Origin of the sequence: Demequina lignilytica (assembly GCF_030418305.1) — a bacterium.
Lineage (GTDB): Bacteria > Actinomycetota > Actinomycetes > Actinomycetales > Demequinaceae > Demequina > Demequina lignilytica.
This window is the reverse complement of sequence record NZ_JAUHPX010000002.1, coordinates 16,120-32,734: the sequence shown is the minus strand read 5'-3', so window position 1 is coordinate 32,734 and position 16,615 is coordinate 16,120. Positions and strand designations below refer to the sequence as shown.

Annotated in this window: 17 protein-coding genes; 8 read left to right on the top strand and 9 right to left on the bottom strand. The window is 73.5% G+C overall.

All coding sequences use genetic code 11. The annotated features are described in order from the left end of the window. Nucleotides 1-2 precede the first annotated feature (2 nt). Together QQX10_RS03465 and QQX10_RS03460 are read left to right on the top strand one after the other, a co-directional pair. Nucleotides 3-920: a hypothetical protein gene (locus QQX10_RS03465; RefSeq protein WP_301118292.1), complete on the top strand. Its 918-nt coding sequence runs from the start codon at nucleotides 3-5 to the stop codon at nucleotides 918-920. 14 nt (nucleotides 921-934) lie between these two features. Further along, complete coding sequence (locus QQX10_RS03460; protein ID WP_301118291.1) at nucleotides 935-1,324, top strand: ACT domain-containing protein; 390 nt, start codon at nucleotides 935-937, stop codon at nucleotides 1,322-1,324. Here QQX10_RS03460 and QQX10_RS03455 read toward each other — a convergent pair. From QQX10_RS03455 to QQX10_RS03435, 5 genes are all read right to left on the bottom strand, one after another. Beyond that, nucleotides 1,321-2,331: a phosphotransferase family protein gene (locus QQX10_RS03455; RefSeq protein ID WP_301118290.1), complete on the bottom strand. Its 1,011-nt coding sequence runs from the start codon at nucleotides 2,329-2,331 to the stop codon at nucleotides 1,321-1,323. The two genes, QQX10_RS03460 and QQX10_RS03455, sit on opposite strands and share 4 nt — an antisense overlap. Then, complete coding sequence (locus tag QQX10_RS03450; RefSeq protein WP_301118289.1) at nucleotides 2,328-2,942, bottom strand: sugar O-acetyltransferase; 615 nt, start codon at nucleotides 2,940-2,942, stop codon at nucleotides 2,328-2,330. Before QQX10_RS03450 ends, QQX10_RS03455 begins: the two co-directional genes overlap by 4 nt. A gap of 22 nt (nucleotides 2,943-2,964) precedes the next feature. Beyond that, complete coding sequence (locus tag QQX10_RS03445) at nucleotides 2,965-5,685, bottom strand: cation-translocating P-type ATPase (RefSeq protein ID WP_301118288.1); 2,721 nt, start codon at nucleotides 5,683-5,685, stop codon at nucleotides 2,965-2,967. A gap of 82 nt (nucleotides 5,686-5,767) precedes the next feature. After that, the gene (locus QQX10_RS03440) at nucleotides 5,768-6,193 is read right to left on the bottom strand and encodes a VOC family protein (protein ID WP_301118287.1); all 426 of its coding nucleotides are present in this window, start codon (nucleotides 6,191-6,193) and stop codon (nucleotides 5,768-5,770) included. Between the two features lie 38 nt (nucleotides 6,194-6,231). Beyond that, nucleotides 6,232-8,145: a DUF4914 family protein gene (locus QQX10_RS03435; protein ID WP_301118286.1), complete on the bottom strand. Its 1,914-nt coding sequence runs from the start codon at nucleotides 8,143-8,145 to the stop codon at nucleotides 6,232-6,234. A gap of 196 nt (nucleotides 8,146-8,341) precedes the next feature. On the opposite strand from QQX10_RS03435, the gene QQX10_RS03430 reads away from it, so the two are divergent. The 4 genes from QQX10_RS03430 (at nucleotide 8,342) to QQX10_RS03415 (ending at nucleotide 10,828) form a co-directional block, all read left to right on the top strand. Further along, the gene (locus QQX10_RS03430) at nucleotides 8,342-9,052 is read left to right on the top strand and encodes a hypothetical protein (RefSeq protein WP_301118285.1); all 711 of its coding nucleotides are present in this window, start codon (nucleotides 8,342-8,344) and stop codon (nucleotides 9,050-9,052) included. Between the two features lie 31 nt (nucleotides 9,053-9,083). Then, a complete protein-coding gene (locus tag QQX10_RS03425) occupies nucleotides 9,084-10,154 on the top strand; it encodes an Rv2578c family radical SAM protein (protein WP_301118284.1) in 1,071 nt (356 codons plus the stop codon). A 141-nt stretch (nucleotides 10,155-10,295) separates the two neighbouring features. Next, entirely contained in the window at nucleotides 10,296-10,421 is a 126-nt protein-coding gene (locus tag QQX10_RS03420; RefSeq protein ID WP_301118283.1) for a hypothetical protein, read from the top strand. Between the two features lie 185 nt (nucleotides 10,422-10,606). Then, nucleotides 10,607-10,828 (top strand): hypothetical protein, encoded by a 222-nt coding sequence (locus QQX10_RS03415; RefSeq protein WP_301118282.1) that lies wholly within the window; start codon nucleotides 10,607-10,609, stop codon nucleotides 10,826-10,828. 206 nt (nucleotides 10,829-11,034) lie between these two features. Here QQX10_RS03415 and gnd read toward each other — a convergent pair whose 3' ends face one another. The 3 genes from gnd to QQX10_RS03400 are packed head-to-tail and all read right to left on the bottom strand — an operon-like array spanning nucleotide 11,035 to nucleotide 14,388. Beyond that, nucleotides 11,035-12,057, bottom strand: a complete 1,023-nt coding sequence (gnd, locus tag QQX10_RS03410; RefSeq protein ID WP_301118281.1) for a phosphogluconate dehydrogenase (NAD(+)-dependent, decarboxylating) — start codon at nucleotides 12,055-12,057, stop codon at nucleotides 11,035-11,037. Nucleotide 12,058: 1 nt separating this feature from the next. After that, nucleotides 12,059-13,453, bottom strand: coding sequence for a glucose-6-phosphate dehydrogenase (gene zwf, locus QQX10_RS03405; RefSeq protein WP_301118280.1), 1,395 nt, complete (start codon nucleotides 13,451-13,453; stop codon nucleotides 12,059-12,061). Further along, nucleotides 13,450-14,388 (bottom strand): SDR family NAD(P)-dependent oxidoreductase, encoded by a 939-nt coding sequence (locus QQX10_RS03400; RefSeq protein WP_301118279.1) that lies wholly within the window; start codon nucleotides 14,386-14,388, stop codon nucleotides 13,450-13,452. Before QQX10_RS03400 ends, zwf begins: the two co-directional genes overlap by 4 nt. Nucleotides 14,389-14,524: 136 nt before the next feature. On the opposite strand from QQX10_RS03400, the gene QQX10_RS03395 reads away from it, so the two are divergent. After that, complete coding sequence (locus QQX10_RS03395; RefSeq protein ID WP_301118278.1) at nucleotides 14,525-15,043, top strand: O-acetyl-ADP-ribose deacetylase; 519 nt, start codon at nucleotides 14,525-14,527, stop codon at nucleotides 15,041-15,043. Next, nucleotides 15,040-15,909: a hypothetical protein gene (locus QQX10_RS03390; protein ID WP_301118277.1), complete on the top strand. Its 870-nt coding sequence runs from the start codon at nucleotides 15,040-15,042 to the stop codon at nucleotides 15,907-15,909. Before QQX10_RS03395 ends, QQX10_RS03390 begins: the two co-directional genes overlap by 4 nt. A 3-nt stretch (nucleotides 15,910-15,912) precedes the next feature. Here QQX10_RS03390 and QQX10_RS03385 read toward each other — a convergent pair whose 3' ends face one another. After that, nucleotides 15,913-16,605, bottom strand: a complete 693-nt coding sequence (locus tag QQX10_RS03385) for a hypothetical protein (protein ID WP_301118276.1) — start codon at nucleotides 16,603-16,605, stop codon at nucleotides 15,913-15,915. Nucleotides 16,606-16,615 lie beyond the last annotated feature (10 nt).

The window sequence follows — 16,615 nt, the reverse complement described above, 5'->3', positions numbered from 1 at the left end:
CCATGACGCTCGATCCGCAGGTCGCCGCGTGGGTCGCCCGGACCCTCGGCGCGTCGCCGCACGAGGTCTTCTTCGAGGCCCGCTCCATGTCGGAGGTGTGGGGTGTCGAGCTCGTCGACGGCCGCCGCGTCGCGATCAAGCGGCGTGGCGACGACGGCCGGCTCGCGATCGTCGCCGCCGCGCACCGCGCCGCGGATGCCGCGGGCATCGACACTCCCGCCCTGCTCGCCGGTCCCGACCCCGTCGACGGCGACCAGCGGTTGACCGCCGAGGCGTGGCGTCCGGAGGGTCGGACCCGGCCGCCGCGCTCGCCTCAGGACCTCTACGCGCGGCTGTCGGCGCAGATCATCGCCGCGGTCGGCGACGTGAACGCCGCCGGGCTCGAGCCGCCCCCGTGGATGCACTACGACCACGCCGATCCGGACCGGGTCTGGCCGCCCGCCGCATCGTCGCGCTGGGACCCGCACCGCATCGAGGCCGATCTGCCGCCCTCCCTCGTCCGGCTGGGCGGTGCCGCCCGCGCCCGGCTGCTGGCGGCGGACCTGCCCCGGGTGCTGGGCCACGCCGACCTCAACGGTCAGAACGTCCGCTGGGTGGGGGAGCGGCCGATCGTGCACGACTGGGACTCGATCGCGGTCCTGCCCGAGGCGGTGCACGTGGGCAACCTCGCCGCGGACCACGTCGCGACCCTCGAGCAGGGCGCGATCGCGGACATCGAGAGCTGTGCGGCGCTCCTCGCGGCGTACGAGCGCGAGGCCGGGCGCTCGTTCACCGCGGACGAGACCGAGGTCGCGTGGGCGACCACCGTGTGGCTCGGCTGCTACAACGCCGCGTTCGAGCACCTCCACGGCGCTCCGGGCGCCTGCACCGCGATGATCCTCGCCGACGGCGACGCCCGGCTCGCGCTCGCGGGCGCCTGAGTACCGTAGGTGCCATGGCCATCACGGACCTGGCGGAGCTGATCTCCTCCATGAGCGCGCGGCTCGACCCCGAGCCCTACGTGTGGGTCACGGGCGACGTGGCTCCCGCCGGCTGCGCGCCCGTGGTCACCGTCGAGGAGGCGGAAGGCACCACCTGGGTGGTCCCGGAGGCGCAGGCGCGCGCGGCCGGCGCCGCGCACGAGTTCCGATCCGCGCGCATCACCCTCGAGGTGCACTCGGCGCTCGAGGCGGTGGGCCTCACCGCGGCCTTCGCACGTGCGCTCGCCGACGTCGGGATCAGCGCGAACGTGGTCGCCGGATTCCACCACGACCACATTTTCGTGCCGTGGGACAGGCGGGACGATGCGCTGCGTGCCCTGGACGCGCTCCAGGCCTCGGGCTAGACGTCGAGGATGGCGTGCAGGCGCTCGCGGTTCGCGCGGATCGACGCCTCGTGGCCGGCGATCCAGTCGCCGCTGAAGCCCCGCGGATGGATCTCGACCAGCTGCACCGCCATCGACCACAGGCGGTACAGGGCGACCCGTCGCTCCGCGGCGCGGTCCATCGCCAGGGGGCGGCCGGTCGCGGCCTCGTAGCCGCGCACCTTCGCCGCCTCGAACGCGCCGGACGCGTGCGTCTCCCCGCCGGCCAGACCCCACAGCGGATCGCCGAACAGCGACCGCTCGAAGTCGACCACGCCGGTGACCTGGCCCGTCTGCGGATCCACCAGGACGTTCCCATGCCACAGGTCGGCGTGGACCAGCGACGGCGTCTCGACCTGGTCGAGCGCGTCGCCGGCCGCCTCCACCGCCTCGTGGAGGCGGTCGGCCTCGATGTCGACGCCCCAGGCGCGCGCATCGTCCGCCGCCGACGCGATCAGCGCGGACATGAACCCGCGCATCGTCGCGCCTCCGAGGACGAAGTCGCGGGCGGGCAGGCCGTACCGCGACCCCGTCTGGGCGGCGAGCGCGGCGACCACGTGGCCGACCTCCTCGAAGGCCCGGGCGTTGGCCTCGGGGGTCATCACGTCCCGGGCGGAATCCCACGGCATGCCCGGCGCGAGCGTCATCACCAGCGCGTCGACGTCGGCGATCGCACGGGAGAAGTCCTCCGCGAGGACGCGGGGCGCCGGCACGTCGGGCACCTCCGCCACCAGCGCGAGATGATCGCGCTCCGCGCGCAGCAGGTCATGCTCGTAGCCGAGGAGCCGTGACCGGCCGGCCTCGTCGAGCGCCTCCGGCACCGAGGTCTTCACCACGACCGTCTCGCCGGAGTCGAGCTCGACGCCCTGGACGGCGGAGAACGTCCCGCCCGACATCAGCCACGTGTGCGCGGGCCGGCCGAGCGGCGCGAGCAGCGCCTCGAGCTGGGGGCCCGAGAGCGGCCTCTGGGTCGGCAGGAGCCCGGTCACAGCGTGCGGAGGACCCGCGCCGGGTTCCCTCCGACCACCGTCATCGGCGGCACGTCCTTGGTCACCACCGAGCCGGCCGCGACCACGGAGCCGCGCCCGATGGTCACGCCGGGGCAGATCACGACGGAGCCGCCGAGCCACACGTCCGCCTCGAGCGTGATGGGGAAGGCGCGCTCCCAGCCCTCGCGACGGGTCTCGACGTCGAAGGCGTGGTTGACCGTGTAGAACCGCGCATCGGGGCCGATCAGCGCGTTGTCGCCGATCGTGACGATCCCGCTGCCCAGGATCATGAGGTTGGCGTTGATGAAGACGTTGCTGCCGAACCTCACCCGCTCGCGGTACTCCAGGTAGACCGGCGGACGGAAGTCCAGCCCTGGCCCGCACTCGCCGACCAGCGCGGCGAGCGCCGCGGTCGAGCCCTCCGGGTCCTCGAAGTACGCGCCGTTGAGGTCCCGCAGGCGCGCGAGGGTCGCTCGCTGCATGTCGGCGAGCTCGGGGCCGGCGCGGTAGCGGAACCACTCGTCGGCGGCGAGCTTGTCGTACTCCGTCCGTGCGGGGTCCTCGACGGGGACCTCTGCCATCGCCGCCTTGATCTCATGCGCGCGGGTCACGTCGCCTCCTCGGTGCTCCCGGTCAACCTACCGCCGCTCGGGCACGCCGGTCGCGGGACCTCAGGACCGCCTTGCGGACCTCGCTCACCGCCGGCACCACCATGGCGAGCGCCACGCACGCCGCCCACTGCCGCGCGTCGAGGGGAGCGGTCGAGAAGGCGCTGTTGAGCGCGGGCACGTGCACCACCGCGACCTGCAGGGTGAGCGACAGCCCGACCGCGCCCCAGAGCCACGGGTTGGTGAGCAGCCGGTGCGCGACGGAGACCGTCTCGGACCGCGCGGAGAACACCACCGTGAGGTTCGCGATGACCAGCACCGTGAAGGCCGCGGTTCGCGCCGTGTCGACGTCGGCCGTGCCCTCGATGAGGCCGCCGGGCAGGAGCAGGTCGAACGTCGCGAGCGTCACCACGGCCATCGCCAGCCCGGTGACCGCGATGCCGGCCCACATCCGACGCCCGATCAGCGGCGTGCCCAGCGGCCGCGGACGCCTGTCCATGAGGTCGTCGGCGTACTCCTCCGCGCTCACGGCGAGCGCCGGGCCCAGGTCGGTGAGGAGGTTGATCCACAGGATCTGTGTCGCGAGCAGCGGCGCGAGCACGGCGCCGTCCGCGGCGATCAGCCCGAGCCATGACGCCGCGAGCACGCCGAGGAAGACCGCGAGGACCTCGCCCAGGTTGGACGCGAGCAGGAAGCGCAGGAACCGGGTGATCGTGTCGAGGATCCCGCGCCCCTCGCGGACGGCCTCGACGATGGTCGCGAAGTCGTCGTCGGTGAGGATCATGTTCGCGGCCTCCCGCGCGACCTCCGTGCCGCCGCGCCCCATCGCGACCCCGATGTCGGCGCTGCGCAGCGCGGGCGCGTCGTTCACCCCGTCACCGGTCATGGCGACGACCGCGCCGCGTGCCTGCAGCGCGTCGACGATCCTCAGCTTGTGCTCCGGCGCCACGCGGGCGTAGACGGACACGTCGCCGACCGCGTCGGCGAGCGCCTGGTCGTCCAGGCCGTCGAGGTCCGCGCCCGTGAGCGCGGGTGCGTCGGTGGCGACGATGCCGAGGTCTCCCGCGATCGCGACCGCCGTGCGCGGGTGGTCGCCGGTGATCATCACGACCCTGATCCCCGCGCGCTGCGCCTCGGCGACGGCGAGTCGCGCCGCGTCGCGCGGCGGGTCCACGATGCCGACGAGGCCGACCAGCGTCAGCTCCCGCTCGAGCTCCTCGGACGCCGCGGGCGCGTCCCCCGCCTCCCGCACCGCGACCGCGAGGGTCCGCATGCCGCGGCCGGCCAGCTCCTCGAGGGCACGCTCGACGCGGCGGCGCCGATCCGGGTCGAGCGGCATGTCGCCCTCGGCCGTCTCCTGGCGCGCGGAGCGATCGAGCACCACGTCGGGCGCCCCCTTGACGACCAGGGTCCGGGCGCCGTCGCCGGCGCCCGCGAGGACCGACATGCGCCGGCGCTCGGAGCTGAACGGCACGGAGTCCAGGCGCGTGAGCGACCCCTGGTCCTCCGGTGATGCGTGCGCGCGTGCCGCGGCGAGGAAGGCGACCTCCGTCGGGTCGCCGTCGAGGCGGCCGTCGGCACGCTCGGTCGCGTCCGACGCCAGCGCGCCCAGCGCGACGGCGCGTCGTCCGAGGGGGTCGGCCCCGTCCACCGGGGAGCCGCCCGACGCCGTGACGACCTGGGTGATGGCCATCCGATTCTCCGTGAGGGTGCCCGTCTTGTCCGAGCAGATCACGGAGGCCGAGCCGAGGGTCTCGACGGACGCGAGATCCTTGACGATCGCGTTGCGGCCCGCCATCCGCTGCACCCCGAGCGCGAGCACCACCGACATGATGGCCGGCAGGCCCTCGGGCACCGCCGCCACCGCGAGAGCCACGCCCAGGAACAGCACGTCGACCAGGCCCGGCAGCCCGTCCACGTCCCGGGTGAGGAGCACCGAGCCCACCACCACGATCGCGATCACCACCACGACGAGGCCGAGCGTCCGGCCGAGCCGTGCGATCTCGCGCTGGAGGGGTGTCGGGTCGTCGGGCGTGGACTCGAGCATCGCGGCGACGCGTCCCGTCTCGGTGTCCATCGCGGTGGCCGTCACGATCGCGGTCGCGGAGCCGCGCGTGGCGGCGGTGCCGGCGAAGACCATCGAGCTCCGATCCCCGAGCGCGGCGGGGGCGCGCAGCGCCGCGGAGGACTTCTCGACGGGTGCGCTCTCCCCGGTGAGGGCGGCCTCGGCGACCCACAACGAGCCCGCGACCACGCGCGCGTCGGCGGCGATCGCGTCACCCTCGGCGAGCACCAGCAGGTCGCCGACCACGACCGCGGAGGCCGGCACCGTGACGCGGTCGCCTCCGCGGACGACCACCGCGTGCGGCGCCGCCATCCTCTGCAGCGCCTCGACGGCGCGCGCGGATCGGCGCTCCTGCGCGAAGCCGATCACCGCGTTCGCGACGATCACGAGCGCGACCACGATCGCGTCGTAGGGAGGGCCGTCCCGGCCCTCGACGGACCAGGCGAGCAGGGAGAGGGCGACGGCTCCGACGAGCAGGTACACCAGGGGGTCGGCGAGCTGGGCCAGCAGCCGCCGCCACGCGGGAACGGGCGGCGCGGCCGTCAGCGCGTTCGGGCCGTCGTGCGCGAGCCGCGCCGCGGCATCCTCCGGAGCCAGTCCCGCCTCGCGGTCGGTGCGGACGTCGGCGGCGACGTCGCCCGCGGCGCGCGTCGACGGTTCGGGACCCGCGGTCGCGGCCATCGCGCCTCCCAGCGGCGGCGTGGCCGCCTCGTCGAACGTCGGCGAGGCGGCCGGGGCGCCTCTCGCTCCACGCTATCGCGCCCTATTCGGGCTCGACCTGCTGGAACAGCGTGAGCTGCAGCCCGGCGGGCCCCTCAAGGCGCGCGTTGAGGGAGCCCCACGGGGTGGGGGTGGGCGGCGCGACCTCGACGGCGCCGGCGGCGACGGCCCGCGCGGAGGCGTCCGCCGCATCGTCGACCTCGAGCGCGACCCGGATCTCGCGCGAGGCGTCACGCCCCACCTCGAGGGAGTCGATGAGCGCGCGCTGCGGCGTGTTGACGAGCTCGAGCGTCGCCCGCCCGGCCCCGAGCACCACGACCCGCGCATCCTCGCCGGGGCCGTCCGTGGGCGAGGTGAGGTCGAGCTCCGCGGGCAGGCCGAGCGCGTCGCGGAAGAACGCGACGGCGGCGTCGAGGTCCTCGGCGTGGACGACGAGGCGCAGCTGGACGGCGCCGGCGGGTTCGCTCATGCGCCCACCGTGCGCCGCCCGGCGCGCGCCGTCAACCGCTACAGGTACATCGGCGTCAGCGCCTCGTAGTCCTCCACGGTGGCGTCGCTGAGGCAGGCCTCGATGATCCGCCGTCCCAGCGGGTCGAGATCGTCGGTGAGGTACTGCCCGAGCTCGGCCTTGAAGAATCCCGTGAGGATCGCGCAGCCGGCGTCGTAGGCGGCGGTGCCGACCTGCGACTGCAGCTCCGGTCGCAGCAGCGTGCGGCGAACGGGCTGGCCGTCGAGGGTGATCTCCCGCGGCGCGTACCCGAACAGCGCGCAGCGGGCGGGCTCGAGGTTCTCGGCGCGCATCCGTCCGCCACCCTTGCGGGCGAGCCACTCGCGCGTCAGCCACTCCGCCGAGAAGCCCACCTTGTAGGCGCCGACGTGCTGGTTGGGGGTGAGCACGTAGCGGGTGCGGGTGAACTCCGTGATCTGGGCGAGCAGCAGGTTCGCGGCCTCGACCTTGGTGCCGGTCGAGAAGGGCCAGTAGGAGCCCACGCCCTCCGAGACCATCCCGCCGTGCTCGAGCTTCTTCACGGCGTCGGCGGCCTCGCCGATCGAGGGGTTCTTGTCCCCCCGGGGAGCGATGAGGCGCCACAGCCACGCGATCGACGGCGGCACGAAGTGGGTGAGACCCATGATCCCGTAGCTCGGGGCGTCGGCCGTGCAGGCCGGCATCCGCACCCCGAAGGTGCGCACGTCGACGGGCTCGGGGTCGTTGACCACGCCCTTTACCATGCGGCGGGGGATCACCACGCGAGGGTTCGGGCACGGCTTCCCGGTGGAGTCCGGGGTGTGCTCCCACGGCAGCGCGGTCGCGTCGGCGACGCCGTCGATGCTGAAGAAGATCAGCGGCTCGTCGGGATGGATCACGGCGCGCTCGAAGTGCACGTCCTCGCCGTAGTTCTTGAGGTTGTCCACGCGGACGAACCAGCCGTCCTCGGCGTCCGCGACCACCATCTTGCCGCTGCCGTCCTGCACCGCCGGGTGGCACAGCGTCATGTCGTCGGTCACCGGCGCGAGGTCGGAGGTCTCCGACAGGGTGATGAGGTACGGCTCCTGGGTCACCACGTTGGTGCCGAGCAGGATGCGGCCGTCGTGCTCGCGGCGGAGCTCCTGGCACATCTCGGACTTGCCGCCGCCCGAGGCGCCCTCGTGCATGATCACCGTCTCGTTGTCGTAGGGCGTGGTGACGCGCACCGACGAGGCGTGGGCGGTGATCCAGCCCTCCTGCTCGCCGATGTCGAGCAGGATCGAGAACACGCCCTTCTTGGCGGACGGGCCCGGGTAGAGGTTGTAGGCGAAGATCTCGTGCAGCGTCTCGGAGCGGTCGTGGACCACGACCTGCCGGCCGTCGAAGTGGGTGTGACGGAACGGGGGAGCGACGTAGACGATGCCGCGCGGGGCGAACTCGCCCAGCTGCTCGAACGTGACCCAGCCCTGGAGGTCGACCAGCGCGGTCGCGAAGAACGCGGCGTTGCGCGGCACGATCGCGATCGACGGCGACCCGTAGGTGGGGCCTCCGGCCTTGAACGGCACCACGATCAGCTCCTGCCGCGAGAGCCAGTCGAGGGTCTCCTGCCGGGTCTCCGCGAAGCCGTGGCCGAACCGGTCCGCGAACCGGTCCTTGTCCGTCGGGCGGTCGTCCGCGATCACCATGCACTTCGGGTCACGCCGGCGCATGTAGTCCTCGGGGTAGTTGACGGCGGCGCCGTTGCGGCAGCGCGTCACGGTCGCCTCCGTGATGACCTCGCCGTCGACGTCGTAGTCGACCGAGAACACGGGTCCGCCGTCCGGGCCGAGCGTGAGCTCGTAGAGCTCGGCGCGCGTCGCGGGGATGATGACCGCCGGAGCGGTCTCCAGCGCGGCCCGCACCTCGGGGGCGAGGGTCAGCTGGTCCAGGTAGCTGCGGTGCTCCACCACGGTCATGCTCGGCTCCTTCGTCTCGCAGGGGAGGGCACACCACCCATGGTGCGCCCTCATCGGCGAGTCTGCCGTTCTCCAAGGGAAGGTAAAAGGGACGTAGGTCACGGGCCATGACCGTGCGGCGCCTCCGCGGCGCAGGAGGGTGCGGGCCCTATGCTCGGCGTGGGAGCGGTCGTGCGACCGCGGGCGAGGGGGTTGCGTGCGCGCGGTGGTGACGATCCTGGTGACGCTGGTGCTGGTCGCGATCGGCTGGTTCTGGTGGAGGTCCGACACGCTCGGGTCCGCGCCGGAGGTGCGCGCGGCGGCCGAGATGCCGCTGCCGGTGATCACGGGCGACTTCGAGCGATCCTCGGGGGAGTGCGTCGACACCGTTGTGTGGGCGTCGGTGCATGCGCGCCCGTGGCAGGCGCTGTCGCAGTCGTACTCCGGGGCGCTCGACGTCTGCGTCGAGGTCTACCGGAACCTCGACGCGGCGGACGCGTCGGGCGACTCCTACGTCGCGCTCGTCACCGGGGTCTGGTCCACGGGCGAGCGGGTCGACTCCTGGTGGCCGTGGGAGGGGCGCGACGACCAGCCGGATCCCATCCTGGTGCGGCTCACGCTCGATCCGGCGGCGAGCGGCGAGGCCTACGCGGCCTCGGATCCGACGGCGGCCGCGTGCTCGGCCACGGTGCCGTTCGCTCCGGTGGCTCTCGAGGACGCATCCGCCGTGACGGAGCCGCCGACGTTCATCTCGGGGACCTGCGGGGGAGACGCCGTGCGCGGTCGCCTCGCCGCCGACGGCGTGAGCTGGACACTGTCGCGCCCCGAGGAATGGGACGTCACCGTGCTGTCCTACGGCTTCGAGGTTCCCGCGGGTGCGTCGCCGCAGGTGTCCCTCGAGGTCGATCGCGTCGGCGTGGAGGGTTGACCTCGACTCGAACACCTGTTCGAATGGCGGCATGCGGTGGGAGGGTCAGGCGCTGCGCGCCGAGACGGACGATGCGCTGCCGGCGCTCGCGCGGCTGTCGACGGTCGTGCGGACGGTCCAGACGCCCGAGTTCGCCGGGATCACGTTCCATGAGGTGCTCGCGAAGAGCGCGCTGAACCGGGTCGGTCCCGGAAGCGCGGTGCCCTTCACCTGGACCATCAACCCGTATCGCGGCTGCTCGCACGCTTGCGCCTACTGCTTCGCCCGCCCGTCGCATCGGTACCTCGAGCTCGATGCCGGGCGCGACTTCGACAGCCAGATCGTCGTGAAGATCAACATCGTCGACGCGCTGCGGAGGGACCTGGCGAAGCCGTCGTGGGAGCGCGAGCACGTCGCGCTCGGCACCAACACCGACCCGTACCAGCGCGCCGAGGGCCGCTATCGGCTGATGCCCGGGATCGTCCGCGCGCTCGCGGACGCGGGGACCCCGCTGTCGATCCTCACCAAGGGCTCGCTGCTGCGCCGCGACCTTCCCCTGCTCGCGGCGGCGCGCGAGTCCGTGCCCGTCGACCTGGGGATCTCGATCGCGATCGTCGACGACGAGCTCCAGCAGGCCATCGAGCCCGGCACTCCCACCGCGCAGGCGCGGCTGGCCACCGTGGCGGCCGCGGCCGCGGAGGGCTTCGAGGTCGCCGTGTTCATGATGCCGGTCCTGCCGTTCCTGACCGACTCCGAGGCGCACCTCGACGCGGCGCTCGCGCGCATCAAGGAGGCCGGCGCGTCCTCGGTGACGTACACCGCGCTGCACCTGCGGCCCGGCGTGAAGGAGTGGTTCGCCCAGTACCTCCATGCGCATCGTCCCGACCTGATCCCGCGCTATCGCGAGCTGTACGGGGACGGCGCCTATGCACCGAAGGAGTACCGGCGCTGGCTGGCCTCGCGCATCAGACCGATCATCGCGAAGCATGGTCTGGCGCGGGCGCCGGAGGACCCGAACACCGGATCGGTGGCGTCCCGCGCGAACGCCCGTGACGACGCGGGGGAGTGGCGTCGGGCCGCCGCCGCGCCGTCGTCGGCGGTCGATCCCCTCACCCTGTTCTGAGGGGATCGGGCAGGCCTCGACGGGCGCAATATCACGATTGCGCAAAATGTCCTGGCGCTTTCGTCTGCCAGGGTGTTGACTGGCCCACGGCCCGGCGTCCGGTCGGGCCGGAGACACTACACGGAAGGGGGTGCGACCCTCATGATGACGTTCATCGACGATCTTGTCCTCAGCGGCTCGGTCGCGCCCACGCGCCTGACCGGCCCGGTGGTCGACGGTCCCACCTGTGCGCGATTCGCGCGCGAAGCATTCGGCCTCACGGCCTAGCGGACCGCCCGCCTCGCCGCCCCGTCCGGGGCCCTGCGCTCGCCTCACGGCGCAGCGCCTCCGCACTCCTGACGCGACGCTCGACCGTCGCCTCGGCGGTGCGATGCACATCGTCCTCTCCGTGGCACGGTCGTCCGTGCCCGGAGGCGGTCGCCACGCGACCGCACGCCCCGAAGGTGACTCTCATGCACTCCAACCCTCTCGAGCCTCAGTCCAGGCTCGCGCTGTACTACTCCCGTCATCCCGAGCTGCTTCACGCGGACCGCGCGGCCGAGCGGGAGGCCCCGCCCTCCCGTCGGTCCTCGTGGTCGCTCAGGATGCGTGCGCTGCGCGCGCACCTGCGCCTCGCCAGGCGCCTCCGCGCCGCACGCACCGCCCCGCTGGCCCCCGGTCGCGCCTCCCTGTGAGGCGCGACCGGGCGCCGGCCCTCCGGACCCCGTCCGGTCCATCGCCCGGTCCGCCCGGCGTGCCGCGCGGCGCGTCACGAGGGAGTCCCGCCGTCGCCGCTCCCTCCTTCATGCACGAGCGCGCGGGCGGCCCGCGCACGTCCGCTCGTGCATGAATTCAGCAGCGGGCGCGGACGGCACCCTCACCCGTGCCGCTCAGGTGCCGCTCACTCGCCCGTGGGCTTCTCCTCGTGGCCGCCGAATCCCTTCCGCATCGCGGACAGAGCCTTCTGGGCGTAGTCGTCGAGGTCCCGTGACGCGAACCGCGAGTACAGCGCGGTGGTGAGCACGGGCGTCGGCACGCCCTCCTCGATGGCCGCGATCGACGTCCACCTGCCCTCGCCCGAGTCCGAGACCTGGCCCGAGTACGCGGCCAGGTCCGGGTCCTCCCGCAGCGCGGCGGCGGTGAGGTCCAGCAGCCACGACCCGACCACGGACCCTCGGCGCCACACCTCCGCCACCGCGGCGGTGTCGATGTCGAAGCGGTAGTGCTCGGGATGCGACAGCGGGGCCGTCTCCGCGTCCTGGGCGTGCTCTCGCGACCCGATGTTCGCGTTGCGCAGCACGTTGAGCCCCTCGGCGTACGCGGCCATGAGCCCGTACTCGACACCGTTGTGCACCATCTTCACGAAGTGCCCCGCGCCCACCGGGCCGCAGTGCAGCCACCCCTCCTCGCCGGGGACCGGCTCGCCCGTGAGGCCGGGGGTGCGCGGTGCGGCGTCGACCCCGGGCGCCAGCGTCCGGAACACCGGCGCGAGCCGCGCGACCACCGCATCGTCCCCGCCGATCATCAGCGAGAACCCTCGCTCGAGGCCGTGGACGCCTCCCGACGTCCCGACATCGACCAGGTGGATCCCACGCTCGCCGAGCATCGCGGCGTGGTCGAGGTCGTCGCGGTAGTAGCTGTTGCCGCCGTCGATGATGGCGTCGCCCGGCTCGAGCACGTCGGCGAGGGACGCGATCACCCGCTGGGTGATCGCTCCCGCGGGCACCATCACCCACACGGCTCGGGGCGCCTCGAGCGCCTCGACGAATCCGGAGAGCTCGCGGATCGGCACCGCGCCGTCGACTGCGAGCGCGTCGATCGCGGCGGGGTCGACGTCGTGCACGGCGACGGTGTGGCCGTCCCGCAGCAGCCGGCGCGACAGCCCCGCGCCCATCCGTCCGAGTCCGATCATCCCCAGCTGCATGTCAGGCCTTCCTTCCCTTGGGCTCGTACCACGGCCCGTCCGCTCCGATCAGGGTGTCCGCCTCCGCGGGGCCCCAGGTGCCCGGCTGGTACCGGATGGCCGGCGCATGGTCGGTCAGCACGCGGTCGACCACGGTCCACGCCGCCTCCACCGAGTCCTCGGTGGTGAACAGCGCGCGGTCGCCCTGGAGGGCGTCGCCGAGCAGCCGCTCGTACGGACGGCGTGCCTGGGCGCCCGCGGTCGGCACCGTCAGCTCGCGCTGCTCGCCGACGAACTCCTCCCCGGGCGTCTTGATGCGCGCGCCCAGGGCGATCTCGCCGTCGGGTTGCAGGCGGAACCGCAGGTGGTTGGGCCGCTGCGCCATCATCGCGTCGTCGAACAACGGCTGCGGCGGCTTCTTGAACTCCACGACCACCTCGTGAGCGGTGGTCGGCATCTTCTTGCCCGTCCGCAGGTACCAGGGCACGCCCGCCCACCGCCACGAGTCGATGAACAGCCGCGCAGCGACGTAGGTCTCGGTGTCGGACGTCGGTGACACCCCCGGCTCCTCGCGGAAGCCCTCGAACTGACCGCGGACGATGTCGTGGCGGGTGAGCGGCCGCATCGCACGGAACACGTTGGCCTTCGCCTGGTGCACGGCGAAGTACCCCTGGTACGCGGGCGGCTCCATGGCGAGCAGCGCGACGATCTGGAAGACGTGATTCTCGATCACGTCTCGCAGCGCCCCCGCGGACTCGTAGAACGGGCCTCGCCCCTGCACGCCGAAGTCCTCGGCGATGGTGATCTGGACGCTCGCGACGTGGTCGCGGTTCCACACGGGCTCGAGGAACGAGTTCGCGAAGCGGAAGTAGAGGAGGTTCATGATCTCCTCCTTGCCCAGGAAGTGGTCGATCCGGAAGATCGACTCCTCGGGGAAGGCGGAGCGCACCACCGCGTCGAGCTCGCGTGCGCTCGCGAGGTCGCGGCCGAACGGCTTCTCGACCACCACGCGCGCGTCCCGGTCGAGATCGACCGAGGCGAGCCCCTGCACGACGGTCCCGAACAGCGCCGGCGGGATGGCCAGGTAGTGGACGGGACGATGCCTCCCCTCCAAGGCGTCGCGCAGCGCCTCGAACGTGGCCGGGTCGCGGTAGTCGCCGTCGACATAGCGCAGCAGCCCGATGAGCCGGTCGAGCACCTCGGGGTCCGCGTCCGGCAACGCCGCCGTCACCGAGCTGCGGGCGCGCTCCCGCAGGTCGTCGACGCTCCACTGCGAGAACGCGACCCCGACCACGGGCACGTCCAGCTCGCCGTGCGCCACCATGCCGTACAGCGCGGGGAAGATCTGCTTGCGCGCCAGGTCGCCGGTCGCCCCGAAGAACACCAGGGCGTCCGCGGCCGACGCCTGGTCCGTCACCGCGTCACCTCCGCGGGCACCTCGAGCGCGACGCCGGTCAGCTCCTCCGACGCCGTCCAGAGGGCGGCGATCGCTCCGTCCATGCCGCGTCGGGTGAGCAGCGGTCGTCGCGTCGGGGCGCCGGTCACGCCCCACCGCGGTCCGTACAGCGTGCCGCCCTCGGCGCGCGGGTCGGTGGCGGCCCGGAGCTGCGAGAGGGCCCCGCGCGCGGGGTCCATGCCGCGCCGCTCGGCGTAGCGCTCCCAGAAGGGTCCCTGGGTCCCGCCACCACCCTCGCGCACGGTGCGCTTCTGCAGGTCGGTGTGCGAGATGCCGGGGTGGGCCACGAGCGCGCGCGCCGTCGAGCCCGCCGCCCGCAGCCTCCGGTCGAGGCCGACGGCGAGGTGCACCGCCGCGAGCTTGGACCGCCCGTAGGCCTTCCAGTCCTCGTACTCGCCGTCCAGATGCGGGTTCGCGGGATCCACCGGGTCCGCGTTGAGGCGAGCGATCGAGGTGGTGGTGACGACCCGCGCGGCCGGGGCCTCCATGAGGCGCGGGAGCAGCTCCGCGATGAGCGTCCAGTGGCCCAGGTGGTTGACGGCGAGCTGGGTCTCGAAGTCGTCCGCGGTGCGGCCCTCGGGCATGGCCATCACCCCGGCGTTGGCGAGCAGCAGGTCGATCGCCCCGTGCCGGTCGGCGATGGTCCGGCCGGCCGAGCGGACTGACTCCTGCGAGGCGAGGTCGAGCGGGACCGTCTCGAGCGACGCCCCCGGCACCGCGGCGAGGACCGCGGCGTGCGCATCGTCCGTCTTCTCGGGGCTGCGCGCCGCCATCACCACGTGGGCGCCTCGGCGTGCGAGGGCGATGGTGCACGCGAGGCCCAGCCCACCGTTGGCGCCGGTCACCACCGCGACGCGTCCGCTCTGATCGGGGATGTCGGCCGCGGTCCAGGTCATGGGGTGTCCTCCGGGGGTCGTGGGGTGTCCTGAGAGGCAACTCCGCTCCGCGTGCGGATGTTCCGAGGTTCGCCCAGAGCGCGACGGCTGCCCGGGGGAGTCGACCGTCGGGGCGTCGCTCCGGTAGGTTCGCGCCATGACCGCCGTCATGGGGGCACGGCTCGCCGACATCACCACCCTTCCCGTCGACGCGATCGTCAACGCGGCCAACCAGTCGCTGCTGGGCGGCGCGGGCGTGGACGGGGCGATCCATCGCGCCGCCGGTCCGGGGCTGCTCGACGAGTGCCGCGCGCTGCGCGGCTGTCGGACGGGCGAGGCGAAGATCACCTACGGCCACGCGCTCCCGGCCAAGTGGATCATCCACGCCGTCGGCCCCGTGTGGGAGGGCGGCGACTCGGGCGAGGACGCGCTGCTCGCGTCCTGCTACACCCGGGCCATCGAGATCGCGCAGGACCATGGCGTGCACTCGATCGCGTTCCCTGCGATCTCCACGGGCGTCTACGGCTACCCGAAGGAGCGCGCCGCCCGCATCGCGACCCGCGCGGTCGCGCAGGCGCTCGCGTCGGCGCCGGACGTCAACGACGTCACCTTCTGCGTGTACAGCGACGAGGACCTCGCGATCTACCGGCTGCTGCTGGGCGAGCGCCGGTCGTGAGGGTCCTGCTCGGCTCGCACGAGGGGGAGTGGCTGGAGCGGCGCCTGCACGGCTGGGGAGCGGTCGGCGGCGTGGTCGGCACCGGCTGGGACGCCTACGCCCGGATCCTTCATCCCCTCGAGGGGCGGCTGCTCGACTGGACCGACCGCGGCGAGGGAGTGGTGCCGCGGGTGGTGGACGAGCGCGCGTGGACCTGGACCCAGGTCGCGGCCGCGGTGGGCGCCATCATGCACCCGGAGGTCCAGTACGGGTCCCTCGCCTCACGCGAGCACGAGACCTCGATCGGCGCCTGGGAGGTGCGGCCGCCTCAGGAGGGGTGGCTCGAGCCTGCGCTGCTCGCGCGGCTGGCGCCGCTGCTCGCGGCCGGCACGTCGACTCCGGACGATGCGGTGCTCGCCGTATGGGAGGGCTGGGGCAATCTCCACCCCGGCTCGGGGATGGTCTACATCGCCTGGGAGGGTGACGGCGAGGCGCCTCCCGCAGCGGTTCCGGAGCCGCCGGCGGTCTCGCCGGAGGTGACGCGGGCGCTCACGGACCCTCACCTCCTGCGTCTGCCGGGCCGGACCTACCTCCGGATCGCCTGCGCGCTGTCGGAGCTCGAGGATCCGGACTGGGGGTACGCGGTGGGCATCGGCTGGTCGCGCACATGGGGGAGGGATCCGTCACCGCAGCTGATCTGGCCGCGCGACCGCGCCTGGGTGCTCGGCACCGAGATCGACCTCGACTCGACCCTCGTGGGCGGCTCGCGCGCGCTGATCGACGCGATCCTCGCGGACGACGCGTTCGAGGCCTTCGAGGTGACAGCGGACTCCGACCTCACCTGCCTGGGCGACGCCGTCAACCCGCCCCGCGCATCGTCCGACTGAGGCTCAGCCGAGGCCGCCTGCCGGCGCCAGGTCGGATTCCGCGACCTCGATGCCGCAGCGGTCGGCGATGTAGAGGGCCAGGTCCGGCGAGGCCTCGGCGGCCGCCGTCATGGCCTCCTGGACCGCCTCGTCCGCCGTGACGGCAGCGATCTCCGCGGCCGCGCCGTCGAGCGAGTCGAGGCCGGCCAGCGCCTGGCCCACCGGCTCCGTGAAGAGCTCCTCGAAGGTCACCATGGCCTCGAGGTCGGCCGCCGCGCCGGCGTCGCCCACCACGGCGGCGCCCTCGGCGTAGAGCGCGGCGGAGCGGGTGCCGTAGGTCACGATCACCTCGCCGGCGGCGTTGACCCCCGCGGTGTCGTCGGCGGCCACCGCGTCCTTGTCGAGCAGCAGCCGCAGCCCGGCCTGGACCTCCTCGGCGGCGGTCCGGTGCGCCGTCATCGCGTCGATCATGAGGGTGCAGAACTCGTCGTCACCGGCATCGGCGGTGGAGCTGGACGAGGCGGCGGGTGCGGGGGTCTCCCCGCCGGGCGTCGGGGCGGGGCTCGCGGACGATGTCGGCATCGGCGCCTCGGTGGCGGGAGGAGCGCTCGATGTCGGGCTCGCCGCGCCTCCCGAGCCCGTGCAGCCCGCCACGACGAGGATCACGGCGGCCGAGACGAGCGTCAGACCCCGGTGGGTGCGGCCGGTGCGCGTCATGAGGAACCCC

What these genes read in the sequence shown, in the direction of transcription:
- QQX10_RS03460 (WP_301118291.1), top strand. Translation starts at nt 935, where the DNA reads ATGGCCATCACGGACCTGGCGGAGCTGATCTCCTCCATGAGCGCGCGG.
- QQX10_RS03395 (WP_301118278.1), top strand. Translation starts at nt 14,525, where the DNA reads ATGACCGCCGTCATGGGGGCACGGCTCGCCGACATCACCACCCTTCCC.
- QQX10_RS03445 (WP_301118288.1), bottom strand. Translation starts at nt 5,685, where the DNA reads ATGGCCGCGACCGCGGGTCCCGAACCGTCGACGCGCGCCGCGGGCGAC.
- QQX10_RS03420 (WP_301118283.1), top strand. Translation starts at nt 10,296, where the DNA reads ATGATGACGTTCATCGACGATCTTGTCCTCAGCGGCTCGGTCGCGCCC.
- QQX10_RS03385 (WP_301118276.1), bottom strand. Translation starts at nt 16,605, where the DNA reads ATGACGCGCACCGGCCGCACCCACCGGGGTCTGACGCTCGTCTCGGCC.
- QQX10_RS03400 (WP_301118279.1), bottom strand. Translation starts at nt 14,388, where the DNA reads ATGACCTGGACCGCGGCCGACATCCCCGATCAGAGCGGACGCGTCGCG.
- QQX10_RS03415 (WP_301118282.1), top strand. Translation starts at nt 10,607, where the DNA reads ATGCACTCCAACCCTCTCGAGCCTCAGTCCAGGCTCGCGCTGTACTAC.
- QQX10_RS03465 (WP_301118292.1), top strand. Translation starts at nt 3, where the DNA reads ATGACGCTCGATCCGCAGGTCGCCGCGTGGGTCGCCCGGACCCTCGGC.
- QQX10_RS03425 (WP_301118284.1), top strand. Translation starts at nt 9,084, where the DNA reads ATGCGGTGGGAGGGTCAGGCGCTGCGCGCCGAGACGGACGATGCGCTG.
- gnd (WP_301118281.1), bottom strand. Translation starts at nt 12,057, where the DNA reads ATGCAGCTGGGGATGATCGGACTCGGACGGATGGGCGCGGGGCTGTCG.
- QQX10_RS03440 (WP_301118287.1), bottom strand. Translation starts at nt 6,193, where the DNA reads ATGAGCGAACCCGCCGGCGCCGTCCAGCTGCGCCTCGTCGTCCACGCC.
- QQX10_RS03435 (WP_301118286.1), bottom strand. Translation starts at nt 8,145, where the DNA reads ATGACCGTGGTGGAGCACCGCAGCTACCTGGACCAGCTGACCCTCGCC.